15 protein-coding genes are annotated in these 12,530 nt (G+C 42.1%); 2 read left to right on the forward strand and 13 right to left on the reverse strand.

Going from position 1 to position 12,530, the window contains the following annotated elements; genetic code table 11:
• Positions 1 to 147: 147 nt before the first annotated feature.
• From ACUXV2_RS12920 to ACUXV2_RS12955, 8 genes are all read right to left on the reverse strand, one after another.
• Complete coding sequence (locus ACUXV2_RS12920; protein WP_446243602.1) at positions 148 to 324, reverse strand: hypothetical protein; 177 nt, start codon at positions 322 to 324, stop codon at positions 148 to 150.
• 53 nt (positions 325 to 377) lie between these two features.
• Positions 378 to 1,151: a DUF92 domain-containing protein gene (locus ACUXV2_RS12925; RefSeq protein WP_446243603.1), complete on the reverse strand. Its 774-nt coding sequence runs from the start codon at positions 1,149 to 1,151 to the stop codon at positions 378 to 380.
• A gap of 4 nt (positions 1,152 to 1,155) precedes the next feature.
• Positions 1,156 to 1,719: a 5-formyltetrahydrofolate cyclo-ligase gene (locus ACUXV2_RS12930; protein WP_446243604.1), complete on the reverse strand. Its 564-nt coding sequence runs from the start codon at positions 1,717 to 1,719 to the stop codon at positions 1,156 to 1,158.
• Positions 1,720 to 1,837: 118 nt separating this feature from the next.
• Positions 1,838 to 1,987 (reverse strand): 50S ribosomal protein L33, encoded by a 150-nt coding sequence (gene rpmG, locus ACUXV2_RS12935; protein WP_064091498.1) that lies wholly within the window; start codon positions 1,985 to 1,987, stop codon positions 1,838 to 1,840.
• 57 nt (positions 1,988 to 2,044) lie between these two features.
• On the reverse strand, positions 2,045 to 2,623 hold the full coding sequence (locus tag ACUXV2_RS12940; RefSeq protein WP_446243605.1) for a hypothetical protein: 579 nt from the start codon (positions 2,621 to 2,623) through the stop codon (positions 2,045 to 2,047).
• Positions 2,624 to 2,629: 6 nt separating this feature from the next.
• On the reverse strand, positions 2,630 to 3,643 hold the full coding sequence (locus ACUXV2_RS12945; RefSeq protein ID WP_446243606.1) for a nucleotidyltransferase family protein: 1,014 nt from the start codon (positions 3,641 to 3,643) through the stop codon (positions 2,630 to 2,632).
• A complete protein-coding gene (locus tag ACUXV2_RS12950) occupies positions 3,643 to 5,964 on the reverse strand; it encodes a glycosyltransferase (RefSeq protein WP_446243607.1) in 2,322 nt (773 codons plus the stop codon). Before ACUXV2_RS12950 ends, ACUXV2_RS12945 begins: the two co-directional genes overlap by 1 nt.
• Positions 5,961 to 6,662 (reverse strand): DUF4912 domain-containing protein, encoded by a 702-nt coding sequence (locus ACUXV2_RS12955; RefSeq protein ID WP_446243608.1) that lies wholly within the window; start codon positions 6,660 to 6,662, stop codon positions 5,961 to 5,963. The genes ACUXV2_RS12950 and ACUXV2_RS12955 overlap by 4 nt, the downstream gene beginning before the upstream one ends.
• Positions 6,663 to 7,024: 362 nt before the next feature.
• Between ACUXV2_RS12955 and ACUXV2_RS12960 the strand changes: the two genes are divergently transcribed.
• Together ACUXV2_RS12960 and ACUXV2_RS12965 are read left to right on the forward strand one after the other, a co-directional pair.
• Positions 7,025 to 7,372 (forward strand): helix-turn-helix domain-containing protein, encoded by a 348-nt coding sequence (locus ACUXV2_RS12960; protein WP_446243609.1) that lies wholly within the window; start codon positions 7,025 to 7,027, stop codon positions 7,370 to 7,372.
• A 12-nt stretch (positions 7,373 to 7,384) separates the two neighbouring features.
• A complete protein-coding gene (locus tag ACUXV2_RS12965) occupies positions 7,385 to 7,834 on the forward strand; it encodes a hypothetical protein (RefSeq protein ID WP_446243610.1) in 450 nt (149 codons plus the stop codon).
• 45 nt (positions 7,835 to 7,879) lie between these two features.
• On the opposite strand, the gene phoU is transcribed toward ACUXV2_RS12965, so the two are convergent.
• The 5 genes from phoU to ACUXV2_RS12990 all read right to left on the reverse strand — a co-directional run bounded on the left by phoU (position 7,880) and on the right by ACUXV2_RS12990 (position 12,457).
• Positions 7,880 to 8,539: a phosphate signaling complex protein PhoU gene (phoU, locus tag ACUXV2_RS12970; protein WP_446243611.1), complete on the reverse strand. Its 660-nt coding sequence runs from the start codon at positions 8,537 to 8,539 to the stop codon at positions 7,880 to 7,882.
• Between the two features lie 221 nt (positions 8,540 to 8,760).
• Positions 8,761 to 9,567 (reverse strand): phosphate ABC transporter ATP-binding protein PstB, encoded by an 807-nt coding sequence (pstB, locus tag ACUXV2_RS12975; protein ID WP_446243612.1) that lies wholly within the window; start codon positions 9,565 to 9,567, stop codon positions 8,761 to 8,763.
• A 46-nt stretch (positions 9,568 to 9,613) separates the two neighbouring features.
• The gene (gene pstA, locus ACUXV2_RS12980) at positions 9,614 to 10,492 is read right to left on the reverse strand and encodes a phosphate ABC transporter permease PstA (RefSeq protein WP_446243613.1); all 879 of its coding nucleotides are present in this window, start codon (positions 10,490 to 10,492) and stop codon (positions 9,614 to 9,616) included.
• Positions 10,493 to 10,495: 3 nt separating this feature from the next.
• Positions 10,496 to 11,401, reverse strand: coding sequence for a phosphate ABC transporter permease subunit PstC (gene pstC, locus ACUXV2_RS12985; protein ID WP_446247070.1), 906 nt, complete (start codon positions 11,399 to 11,401; stop codon positions 10,496 to 10,498).
• 123 nt (positions 11,402 to 11,524) lie between these two features.
• The gene (locus ACUXV2_RS12990) at positions 11,525 to 12,457 is read right to left on the reverse strand and encodes a PstS family phosphate ABC transporter substrate-binding protein (RefSeq protein ID WP_446243614.1); all 933 of its coding nucleotides are present in this window, start codon (positions 12,455 to 12,457) and stop codon (positions 11,525 to 11,527) included.
• Positions 12,458 to 12,530: the final 73 nt, after the last annotated feature.

A 12,530-nucleotide genomic window follows, 5' to 3' on the forward strand; every position in this document is an offset into this window, starting at 1 on the left:
TGCAGGTGCATGCCGGTTCTTCAGGCATCTTCATTTAATGCTACTATACCCTTTCCATTTTTATGATGTAAAGCTATATGGCCCATAAGCATCCAATGTGCCAAAAAAAGCTGCACAAGAGGATACACCTCTCATACAGCCTTTTTTCTAGCGGAATGTACTTTGCATGAATTTCGCGCGTAACCCCGGGATGCTCATTGCCCCTTTTACAGCAAAGCGCCGAATGAATATACTCTTGAGGAGCAGATTGAGTATACGATATCGGTTAGGTATCACAAATAAAATCAAACTGCCAAGAACGAGCCATTTGGTCCATCCGTTCATATTTATCCCTCCTGGGAATAGTTTGGTTCATAAGGATGCAGTTTATCCATCGGTTATCGCAGGAATAGGATAACAGCTGCCCCCGCCAGGAGACTCGAAAGAAAGTTGACACTTTCATTATTCATCCACGCAAATCCTTTGCTTCTGACGGCAGGCGAGCCACAGTGAAGAGCGGATTCGGTGGAGGATTTACAAACGTTGCATGTGAATTCCTCCTGCCAATATGCCCCTGCAACTGTATCAAACATATTCCCAAGGAAGCCTGCAGCGCTGATCAGGATGAAATATGACCATTGGAATGAACCTTCAATGACAAAAAACAATAGGGAGATAAATGTGGCACCCGCTAATGCCGCGGCCGTGCCGACCACAGATACTGCACCTGAAGTTCCTTTTTCCACTCTCTTGAAATATCTTATCGATACAGGGTCTTTCCTGCTCAATGGTCCGATCTCAGATGCCCATGTATCTGAGTTAGCAGCAGCGACAGCCGCTGCAAATGAGTATAGCCACCACTCACTGCCCGTGATTTGGAATAAGATGATGAAAAGGGCTGCCGGTCCTCCATTGGCCCATACTTGCTGCCAATCACGCACAGAAGTCTTCGCCAGCCGGCCATCTATCTCTTCTTTTGAAGCAGAAAATAGTTTTGACCATATGCTGGAACTCAGAAAAAAAGATCCTATTAACAAGAGACCCTTCCAATGATAGAAATAGCTGATGATACATCCCATCAGGAAGGCGGACAGGGCTCCGGATAAGCTCAGATTTTTTGTTTTCCATCCTCCATATGAAACAAGCAGAACAATCAAACATACTGCCATCATAGGTTTATCCACACTGAATAAGGGCACTTTCTGTTATGATTTCATCCACAGGTTGATCAAATGATTCAACAGGGAGACTCTTGACCAATTGCTCACTGAATGCCAATGACATTGTTCGCCCTTTATATCCTGAAAGAAAGCGGTCATAATAACCTCCTCCAAAACCGAGACGGTACCCTTTTTCGGTAAAGGCCAGCCCAGGGACAATCACTGTCTGAATGGTTTCGTTATGTACTGTATTGGTAAGGGAAGGAATAGGTTCAAATAGATCATAATAGACTTTTTCAAGAGCGGTAAAAGAACTCAGCTCATAAAAAGTTAATTCTCTGGTAGAAGGCTTGCACTTTGGAACACATACCTTCTTTCCTTCTTCCCAGCCCCTTTTAATGATGTTCCATGTATTTACCTCAGGGGGCTTAGATATCGTGACCGCTATGACATCACTATTCTTCCATCCATGGGATTGAAATAGTCTTTGTTCTATCCCATGACATTTTTGTTCATATTCCAATTGTGAAATCGCCATCAAAGCTGCAAGCTGATCTCTTCTCATTGCTTTTTTATCCATGAAATCCCTCCTTTTCTGTATCTATTATAACAACAGAGGAACCCGCTAATAAGTATTTTTCCGAAAGGGTAATCAAGGGGTTGAGTAAAAAAAAAAGCAGCGGATAAAATCCGGCTGCTTATTTCGTTTCGCGGTGAAGAGTCACACGCTTTAATTTCGGGCAATATTTTTTTAGCTCTAAACGGTCTGGGTTGTTACGCTTGTTCTTTGTAGTAATATAGTTACGCTCACCAGTTTCTGTGCAAGCTAAAGTAATGTTTACACGCATTATTATTTCCCTCCAAACTTCACTATCTTCATCTATTCATACGACTTTTCTATAATATCACTTTTCGTGCTGAAATGCTAGTCCGTTTTTCATTCTATCGGTGAAATTTAATCCTTCCCCCTGCAAAGCGCCTTCCACAGCGAATAGCTTCCCTTGTTTCACTTCAAACGGCTTGAATGTATATTCCAGCATATACACCATCATGTGAAGGCCGTTTGTGATTGGATAGTAATAGAGACTGCCATTTTTCAGCGACCTTTTCCACAGCTGCAAGCCTTTTAAATTCAAAGGGTAAACGGATTTTTTAACATGATCTGCACTGGATACCACATTGGACATGGCCATATCACTTTTACTGTAATTATAGAAAGCATTTTTCGAGAGGGATAGAACGCCTATTGTATCCTCGCAGCAGGAGAGCCATTCCACAAGGAAGAAAACTTTCAACTTTCGGGTTTCCTTCGTACTGTTTTCAAATTCAAACGTCAGCGATTCCCCCCAATTCTCCTTCCCTTCAGACAGATTGACTTTAATCCCATTGAACGGAGTACTCGATTTCCCAAGAGGAATATATGAACCAGAATCCTTCCAGGCGATTCCTTGAATATGAAATTTCTTATTCCGATTATTATTCATCAGCCTCTACACCTTTTGCCATGTTTTTATTTTCTTCCCATAGTATCTGGCAAGCTCCCTCGCCAGATTTCTCCGATCTGCTTTTGAATAGATAATGAATCCTCTATCAGGGTCACTGACTATTTTTGTCCATCCCCCATCACGGTGCTCGATCATGAGTTCTTCCTCTTCCATGGCGGGGACTGATACTGATTCCAGCAGTTTTGCGAGTACGAATGGCTTTTTCACTTTTGGGCAAGCTACCTGCACTCTGGTGATGAAAGGATCAAGAACGGCTGTATCGATCTTTCTTGAAAAACTCGGCGCCTTCTCCGGAGTGAACTGGCCACGCATCAGATCTTCACGTGCTTTTTTGTATTCTTCAGGATTTCCGATATCTCTCCAATAGGCATTTGTTTTGAATACGTATACCGCATCATCGTTTTTAAGAAGGGAAGGAATCAGGTCCTGACTGAAATCAAGGGCACCTTTCCGTGAATATTTCTTAAGAAGGAATGGCTCGACCATATACACCCCTGTATTGACCTCATTCCCTTCCCATGCAGAGGGTTTTTCCACGAAATCGATAAGTCTCCTGCTTTGATCGGTATAACAGACCCCATATTCCCTTGGGTCTGGTACTTCCTTTGACACCAGCGTCATGGCCGCTTTTTTGCTGTGGTGAAAGTTTATTACCTGATCAATGGGAATATTGGTGAAGGCATCTCCGCTAAGGACAAGAAAAGGTTCCTCCAAGAGATGTTTTGCCAAAAAGATTCCTCCTGCGGTCCCGAGCGGCTTTCTCTCCTCCAAATAGGTGATATTTACATGAAATCGCCTTCCGTTTCCGAAATACTCTTTGATCGTATCGCTTTTATAGCAAGTCGTGATGAGGATATCTTTAATGCCGTATGAACGCAGCAGATTAATGCTGTATTCGAGTATGGGCTTATTAAGAATTGGCACCATTGGCTTAGCGACTGAAATCGTATAAGGTCTCAGCCGCTTCCCTTCTCCTCCTGCTAAGATGACTGCCTTCATCACCGTAGTCCTTCTACTTTGGCTTGGAGGAGCACATCCTCATACACATGCATCGTCTGATCGGCGATCCGCTCCCAGCTGAACAAGGATTTTGCCATCCTGAACCCCTTCTCACCCAATCGTTCGGATTTTTCCGGGTCGTTTATCAATGAGAGGAGAAGTGTATACAGATTGAATTCATTGTCAGGTTGAAATACCAGACCGGTATGCTCATGCTTCACAATGCTTTTTAGACCGCCCGTATCCGAAGCTACGACCCCTTTTCTAAAAGCCATTGCCTCCAGGGCAACAATTCCGAATGGTTCATAAAGACTCGGGAAAATGACTGCCAGGCAGTTTTTCAGATAACTGTTTCTCTTCTCGTCAGAAATGAAACCTGTGAAGAACACCATATCGTCGAGATGTTCATTCTGCACAATCTGACGGTAATGCTCCAACATCGGCCCTTTGCCGGCGATGATGAACGAGACTTCGTGTCCTTCGCCTTTCAAAAGGGAAGCCGCACGAATAAGTGTTTCAAATCCTTTTTCATGCACCATCCTCCCGATTGAGAAGAAGTATGGCCTTTTTTCCTCTATGGAATGCTCAGAGGACAGGTGCTCAAGTCTTTCTAATTCAACCCCATTTGGGATTACCTCGATGGGTGCCTCAAAAGTGAACAACGATCTTACTTCTTCCTTCATATGATCACTGCACACAATTAAATGGTCAGAAGCAGAAACCAACATTTGTTCTTCCTGATGAATCTTCTGCTGCAGCTCCGTATAGATCCCCTGATTTCTGCCGTGTTCAGTCGCGTGTATGGTCGTGATCAACGGCAGGGAGTGAAATTCCTTTAATTTGATTGCAGATGTCGACACAATCCAGTCATGTGCATGAATGTGAGTGATTTTCTCCTTTGAAATCAGTTCATGTGCATAGTGGACAAAGGCTTGATTCAGGTCAAACACCCAATTAAAGAAATTCTCCTCATATGGGTGCAATGGATGTACACGGTGGATCGTCACCCCTTCGACTGTTTCATAAGGGAGAGAATCCTTGGACCTCGCAGTGAGGACATGCACCCTTTTCCCCTTCTTGACCAGATTATTTGCTAAATCATATACATGGCGGGAGAGACCTCCCACTATGTTAGGTGGATATTCCCAGCTGAGAATCAGAACGGCATCACGTTTTTCCTCTTGTGAACTGGACCTTTGTTCCCTGAGGCATGTGCCCAAAAGTTCATCCGACGGAAGTGGATTCACTTTATTTCGATGGTAAAAGAAGTGATCATCAGAGTCCCCATCGATGATGAGTGAAGCGATCCGGTTAAAATGAGAAGTATCCAATTCTTTCACGTTCAATCCCTGAAGGGCAGAAATGAATTCCCTCGACAGCTGATGGGATCCAGAACGATTCATTTCCATTCCAGATAGCATTTTCTCCAAAGTTTCTTCCATGTTATGCACTTTTCTCATATTCTTCATCGCTGCGTCCTGTAATATCGGGGTTTGCCCTTCCATTCCTAAATAACCAAATCCAATTCTTGCAAGCGAAGAAGGAGCATGCAGCCAGCCTTCCAAAGATGAAGAATGTCCGCTCAGCACAGGCTTTTCACGGCCATCCAACTTACAGGTCACAAGGGAGATGCCTTGAGTTCTTTCTTTTATCACCTGATCCTGATGATCCTCATCAAAAACCGGTATCAATTTCAACCCTCTTGGACTTCGGAGAATTTCAGCATCTGCCCTCTCTTTTTCGCTGAACTTGCAGGAAAAGGAGGAGATAAAGGAAGCTTCTATACCTTCCTTGATCAAGTAAAGGTCCAGACCTGGCAGATATGCAGCCTGTGGCAGCCAGAAAAAAACCGGGCTTACCCCCAAATATTCCTTGAAAATCTCAATGCTTACTTTCACCTGGAGTTCCATTCCTCGTGATGTCCGGTAATGTGTCAGGGGAATCTCATTTAAGGCAGTCGGAATAAGGACTGTTTTCCCTTCTTCCATCAGGTTTTTATAAGCTTCTGACAGGTTTTTATTCCAATTCATCCACTGTGAATATATGTGGACCCACTTTTCTTTTTCTTCTTCCCTTCTGAGCATCCCCTGCAAAAATGAATCTGCCGCATCGATGAACTCTTCAGTCGAAAAGAAACACAATGCTAATGGCTCCATGATGACAGGAATGGGTTCTCCATCATGACCATTCAGCAGCGTAATCAGTTGTAAATGTTCTTTAAATAGGACTGTGCACCTTTGTTCACATTCTTTTTTATCTTCCATATCCATGATTGGTTCTTGAAATTTGGGTAAAATCATCACAGTTTGCCTGGAACTCATCCTTTATCCTCCTGATTCATCACATAATAAGAGTAGGTGCTGACATGCTCCACCCATTTAGGTTCCTTCATTCTTCCTTGTTCAAATTCTTTTAATTCTCTCAAACTATGGTATTCCGCTTCCCAAGTCGTCCTTGGTGTATGAATGACATTCGAACGCTTGATGGCAATGAATTCACCTGAAGATAAACGTATTCCCAAATCCATGCAATAGCTTCTATTCTCTTTAAGGCCATTAATGAACCAGTCTGATTCTGATACAGGGACGTACGAGTCCATGTAAGAGTGGTGGTTATGTCCATTAAAGGTGATTGAGGTGATATCATATAATCTGAGAACGAAAGGGGATGCACCGTCCAGGCTGAAGTGGGCTTTCATATGATCCAGCCACTTTGGTGTAATCGTCCAATAACAATAAATTCTTGATCCGGTTGAGTATGTAATCGTGAAGTCATGGACAAATGGCTTTGTTTTAAGTTTTACCGATTTTAGGACTGCCTTTTTCTTTACCCTTCCAGTTCGTTTATCCGATTGCTTTAATACAGTTTGTGTTCCCGCTGATTTCACTTCTCCTGTTTCCATCATTTTTTGATACTTCACCCATTGATATTGGACCTTCCCTACAGTCGTATCCAGTTCTTTGGCAATTTTCCTGAATGAAATTCCCTGCTCTCTCATTTTGATTATTTCATTTAGCATAGATAACCCTCCAAGCTTTAAACGAGTAGTATATGAATTCATCTAAATATTATGACAATTATTCTTAAATTAATCGTAACACCCTATTCAAAAACCTACAATAAACGCATTTTGTCGTTTCTTGTTTAAGATGATAAAACCAATGAATTTATGCAGAAAATCTTTCAAATAATTGATTAACACCTCCAAAAACCCACAAATGAAGCGGTTTCATTTATGTTACGACAATTTTTATAAGATAAGCATCAAAACGCTTTGACAAATTAATTGGATATTTTACAAATTATTTCTTTGCTTCTCTAGAGAACGCTTCCTTTCTATGCTATAAATAAGAAAGAACAAACCATCATGAGGTGATAATTTTGGAAATACTGCTATTGGGATTACTGGGCTTTTCCATCCTATTATTCATTCTTTCTTTTTTTCAAAAAGACCGGTACGCGGCAATTGAAAAAGAAGTGGAAGATCTATCGATGACGATCCTTCAGGAGAATTATCAAATGAAGAAAAGGCTGAGAGTACTTGAGGAGGAACTTATGATGGACGGAGAGGCATCGATAAAGCGTACTCCCATGGTTAAGAAACGGGTTCACGAAGTGGTACGTAATCAAGTCATCGCCCTCTATCAACAAGGGATCCCTTTGGAACAAATCGCAAAACAATCAGCCCTTTCCAAATCGGATGTTCAAACCATCATTTCAACCCTATAGAAAGGAGCTATTATGAACAAACAGACAACTAGGGCTTTTTCAGCCGGTATTTTGTTTACCACCGCTATTATTTTCTTATACAGCCTTTATTTTAACAGTAGTTCTTCTTTCCTTTCCGATTCCATCCCTGAAGGCAGCATCATTGTTAATGAATCCGAGATAAAAGCGAAAGATAGAGAAATTTCAGCACTTAAAGAACAGCTGGATACATATAAGGCGGAAAGAGAAGTGCAAAATCCGCCATCCCAAAGTGAAAAGTATCAATTGACGTTAACGATCAAAGCAGGAATGACACCTGCCGACATCGAAGGAAAACTGAAGGAAGCCAACATCATCAGTGAAGATGAGCAGTTTGTCCAATATATTGTAGACAATGGTTATGCCGACACCATTCAAATCGGTGATTTTCTTGTTAACTCGGAGATGACAGTCGAGGAACTCGCAAAACTGATTACGAAATAGTAAACAGAAAACAAGCTGCCCGGAAACCCGGACAGCTTGTTTTTTCTATTCGTTCAAATCATAACGGCGTCCTTTGACTAAATAAAAGACACCTTCGGCAATATTGGTTGTGTGATCTGCTGCTCTTTCTAAATAGCGGCAAATGAATGAAAGCTGTGTAATTTGTGCAGTGAACTCAGGCTTTTCTTTATTTAACGCAAGAAGTTCCTGAATGGTTTCTCCGTATAAATCATCCACCTTATCATCCATTTCTGCGATTTTCTTCGCTTTTACAACATCTTCTTCAACGAAGGACTCCAGTGTCAAACCAATCATTTCTGATGTGATACCATGCATTTCTTTTATATGGTGTATTGGCTTGATCAGTGGCTCACTGCCGATACGGATGGTAGATTTCGCAACATTGACAGCGTAATCCGCAATCCGTTCTAAATCAGAAGCAATTTTAATTGCGACGATGACCCTTCTTAAGTCAGTCGCAACAGGCTGCTGCTTGGCGATTAGAAGAATAGCAAGGTCATTGATCTCTTCTTCGAGATCATCCGCTTTTTGATCACCTTCAATGATGGCAAGTGCTGTATCCACATCTTTTTCTTCAAGTGCCTTGATACTTCTTTCAAGAGATGCCTTTGCGATATTTCCAAGTTCCATAAGCTTTGTTTGAAGTTCTTTTAGATTTGCATCAAAATGACCTCTAACTGACATAGTCATACCCCTTCCTTTTCCCTCTGTTCTTGTTTATTACTGATATCGTTCTACTAACACCGCTGCCCGATTCCGTGCAAGACTTCGCTTTCCGCGGGCGGCCGGTGAGCCTCCTCGTCGCTGCGCTCCTGCGGGGTCTCGCTTTTCCCGCAGGAGTCTTCGTCTTGCACTCCAATCAACAGCTAGAACCGGTAAATCAACTAAACAACAACATTAATTCATCATCCAAATCGGCCGGAAATATAATCTTCCGTACGTCTATCAGATGGAGTGGAGAAAATTTTGTCCGTTTTATCAAATTCTACAACTTCCCCGTTCAAGAAGAAAGCTGTACGATCTGAGATACGCGCTGCCTGCTGCATATTATGAGTAACGATTATGATGCTGTAGTCCGTTTTTAATTCCTGGACCAGTTCTTCGACCTTAAGAGTAGAGATCGGGTCAAGTGCTGATGTCGGCTCATCCATCAGAATGACATCCGGCTCGATCGCAAGACATCTTGCAATGCAGATACGCTGCTGCTGTCCGCCTGATAATCCGTATGCATTCGTGTTCAAGCGGTCCTTCACTTCATCCCAGATAGCAGCTCCGCGCAAGCTTTTTTCCACGATTTCATCAAGAACCTTTTTGTTTTTGATGCCGTGGGTACGTGGACCATACGCGATATTGTCATAAATCGATTTCGGGAATGGATTCGGTTTTTGAAAGACCATTCCTACCTTTGTACGCAGTTCTTCCACACGGTAATTTTTCTCAAAGATATTACGGTCGCGATACATGATATCCCCTGAAGTCTTCACGCTTGGGATCAATTCGATCATTCGATTTAATGTTTTGATATAAGTCGATTTTCCGCATCCTGATGGACCGATGATGGCAGTAACCTCATTTTCCATAATATCCAAGTCGATATTTTTCAAAGCATGGTGTGTTCCATACCATAAATTCAGTTGTTTTGTTTGATAGACCGGTTTTTTCGATCCTGTAGTGACGATGTTTTCATTGATTTCTGTTTTTATCGTTTGCATGTTGAAAGCCTCCTTCATCCAATTAAAACCTTATCATCCTTAAAAATTAGAAGCGATTTTGAAACTTATTGCGTATGAATACTGCAACCGAGTTCATGAATAATAGCAGAAGCAGGAGTATGATGATTCCAGCTGATGCTACATCATGGAAGGCTGCCTGTGGTCTTCTTGTCCAGTCATAAATCTGCATAGGAAGCGCGGTGAACGTATCCATGATCGATGCAGGTGTAAATAACAGGATGGTTGGTACACCCAATACAACCAGCGGAGCCGTTTCTCCGATTGCTCTGGAGAAAGCCAGGATGCTCCCCGTTAAAATACCGGGGATTGCAGCTGGTAAGACAACACGTATAATCGTCTGCCATTTCGTCGCACCCATCGCATAAGAAGCATCACGCAGATCTTTCGGTACTGCCCTGACCGCTTCCTGTGCAGCTACAATGATAACCGGTAAAATCAATAAACTCATCGTCAATCCTGCGGCAAGGACACTCTGGCCCAATGCAAACATACGGGCAAAGATCGTCAATCCAAGCAGACCGAACACAACAGAAGGAACACCTGCCAGGTTTGAAATGTTCACCTTGATAAAGTTATTGACTCTATTCTGCTTTGCGTATTCTTCTAAATAAATAGCGGTTCCTACAGCTAGAATGAACGAAACGACCACCACCACTGCCATTAACCAAAGGGAACCGATCAATGCAGCATATATACCTGCTTTTTCAGGGAATCTTGATCCTACACTCTGTAAGAACTGAAGATCAAGATAGCCAATTCCTTGAGTGAATACCCGATATAGTAATACCGCCAATACCACCAGGCCAAATAAAGTGGCCAGGAAGAATAGTGCACGAAAAATCTGGTTGACAGCTAATCGTGACGTCATTTTTTTCAAAACATTTTCCTGATTGATATGCTTCATACATTAATACTCCTCTCTGAATCGCTTAGAGATGTATTGAGCAAGCAAGTTCATTGCCAGAGTAAATAAGAACAGTGTGAAACCAACAGCATAGATACTGTAGTAAATCGTGGTTCCATAACCGGCATCACCTGTACTTACCTGCACAATATAAGATGTCATCGTCTGAATGGAATCTGTCAGGTTCCAAGATAGACTTGGTGTTGCTCCTGCGGCAACGGTCACGATCATGGTTTCCCCGATTGCACGCGAAATGGCAAGAACAACTGATGCCACAATACCTGAAACAGCAGCAGGAAGCACCACTTTAATAGCTACTTCAAGCTTAGTAGCACCCATCGCAAGTGCCCCTTCCCGGATTGAGTTCGGTACTGACGACATCGCATCTTCAGATAAGGATGCAATCATAGGGATGATCATGACACCTACGACGATCCCCGGGCTCAGAGCATTAAAAATACTTAACTCAGGCATAAAGTTTTTCAAAAAAGGTGTAACGAAGGTCAGCGCAAAGAATCCGTAAACGATTGTCGGGATACCTGCCAGAACCTCCAATATCGGTTTAATGAATCTTCTTGAACGATCTGTTGCATACTCACTCAAATAAATGGCAGATGCAAGCCCTATCGGTACAGCCACCAAAACGGCGATTCCCGTTATTTTCAATGTCCCAGAAATCAATGGGAGAATTCCATAATTCGGGTTTTCAATTGAGAACGGGTACCATTTGGTCCCAGTGATAAAATCAAATAATGAAACTCGTGAAAAGAATGTCATTGTTTCAAAAATCAACGTAAAAACAATTCCGAGTGTAGTTAATACTGAAACCCCTGCTATAGCAAATAATATCCAAGGTATCGCTTTTTCGATTTTCAGATTAAAACCCTTACTACTATTTTGTTCAATCATCTCCGATACAGAGTATGATTTTTTTGAACCTGTAGCCATAATTGCAAACCCCTTTCATCCACATGACAAGATGAGAAGCGATCAACGCTTCTCACCCCTGATCATTTAACTTAGTACCGGTAATTACTTCTTAAGACCTTCTAATTTTTTCAATGCTTCCTTGTACATGTCTTCTTGCAGGCTTACATATCCTACTGCTTCTGCCATTGCACCGGCATTTTCAAGCGTGTACTTCATGTAATCGTAAGCAGCTTCATTGTTTTTCATTGATTCATTTTTTGCATATACGAACAGCGGGCGTGATAGTGGGTAATCTCCACTTTCAACTGATTCATTTGTCGGTTCCACACCATCGATCTTAACGACTTTGAGTTGGTCTTTATTTGCTAAATAATGTGCATATCCAAAGAATCCAATCGCATTTTTGTCACCAGTCACACCTGTAACAAGGACATTATCGTCTTCTGAAAGCTGGATGTTCTGTCTCACCATATCTTTCTCTTCCAGTACTTCTTCATGGAAGAAATCATACGTTCCAGAATCTGTTCCTGGAGAATAGAATTTCACTTCTTCATCCGGCCATTCTGGATTGATGTCAGACCATTTTTTTGTCTTTCCATCTTCTAACCAAAGTTTTCTGAGATCTTCCATCGTCATCTCTTCAACCCAGTCATTTTCTTTATTTACTACGACAGAAAGTCCGTCGTTTGCTACTTTAAATTCTGTAAAATCAATTCCAGCTTCTTCAAGGCTTGTCTTTTCTTCATCTTTGATCGGACGGGAAGCATTCGATAGGTCTGTTTCACCAGCGATGAATTTTTCAAATCCTCCGCCTGAACCAGAAACACCGATTGAAACTTTAACATCCGGTTGAACTCCAGCATATTCTTCGTTGATCGCTTCAGCGATCGGAGCGACAGTGGAAGATCCATCCACTTTTACAGTTCCAGAAAGTTGTTCACCATTACTTTCAGCTCCACCGCCTGCACCACAGGCACCTAATAGAAGTGCTGAACCAACCATTGCTGTCATTGCTAAACGTTTAAAGCTTTTCATTCCTAAATTCCCCCTAAGAAACTTGGTTGTTTTGTCCTACGAGTACTAGATTAATAGATGAGTGTTAATTGGG

The organism is Rossellomorea sp. NS-SX7, from assembly GCF_052828565.1.

Coding starts and splice junctions, on each gene's coding strand:
- ACUXV2_RS12920 (WP_446243602.1), bottom strand. CDS start 324: ATGAACGGATGGACCAAATGGCTCGTTCTTGGCAGTTTGATTTTATTT.
- ACUXV2_RS12925 (WP_446243603.1), bottom strand. CDS start 1,151: ATGATGGCAGTATGTTTGATTGTTCTGCTTGTTTCATATGGAGGATGG.
- ACUXV2_RS12930 (WP_446243604.1), bottom strand. CDS start 1,719: ATGGATAAAAAAGCAATGAGAAGAGATCAGCTTGCAGCTTTGATGGCG.
- rpmG (WP_064091498.1), bottom strand. CDS start 1,987: ATGCGTGTAAACATTACTTTAGCTTGCACAGAAACTGGTGAGCGTAAC.
- ACUXV2_RS12940 (WP_446243605.1), bottom strand. CDS start 2,623: ATGAATAATAATCGGAATAAGAAATTTCATATTCAAGGAATCGCCTGG.
- ACUXV2_RS12945 (WP_446243606.1), bottom strand. CDS start 3,643: ATGAAGGCAGTCATCTTAGCAGGAGGAGAAGGGAAGCGGCTGAGACCT.
- ACUXV2_RS12950 (WP_446243607.1), bottom strand. CDS start 5,964: ATGAGTTCCAGGCAAACTGTGATGATTTTACCCAAATTTCAAGAACCA.
- ACUXV2_RS12955 (WP_446243608.1), bottom strand. CDS start 6,662: ATGCTAAATGAAATAATCAAAATGAGAGAGCAGGGAATTTCATTCAGG.
- ACUXV2_RS12965 (WP_446243610.1), top strand. CDS start 7,385: ATGAACAAACAGACAACTAGGGCTTTTTCAGCCGGTATTTTGTTTACC.
- phoU (WP_446243611.1), bottom strand. CDS start 8,539: ATGTCAGTTAGAGGTCATTTTGATGCAAATCTAAAAGAACTTCAAACA.
- pstB (WP_446243612.1), bottom strand. CDS start 9,567: ATGCAAACGATAAAAACAGAAATCAATGAAAACATCGTCACTACAGGA.
- pstA (WP_446243613.1), bottom strand. CDS start 10,492: ATGAAGCATATCAATCAGGAAAATGTTTTGAAAAAAATGACGTCACGA.
- pstC (WP_446247070.1), bottom strand. CDS start 11,401: ATGATTGAACAAAATAGTAGTAAGGGTTTTAATCTGAAAATCGAAAAA.
- ACUXV2_RS12990 (WP_446243614.1), bottom strand. CDS start 12,457: ATGAAAAGCTTTAAACGTTTAGCAATGACAGCAATGGTTGGTTCAGCA.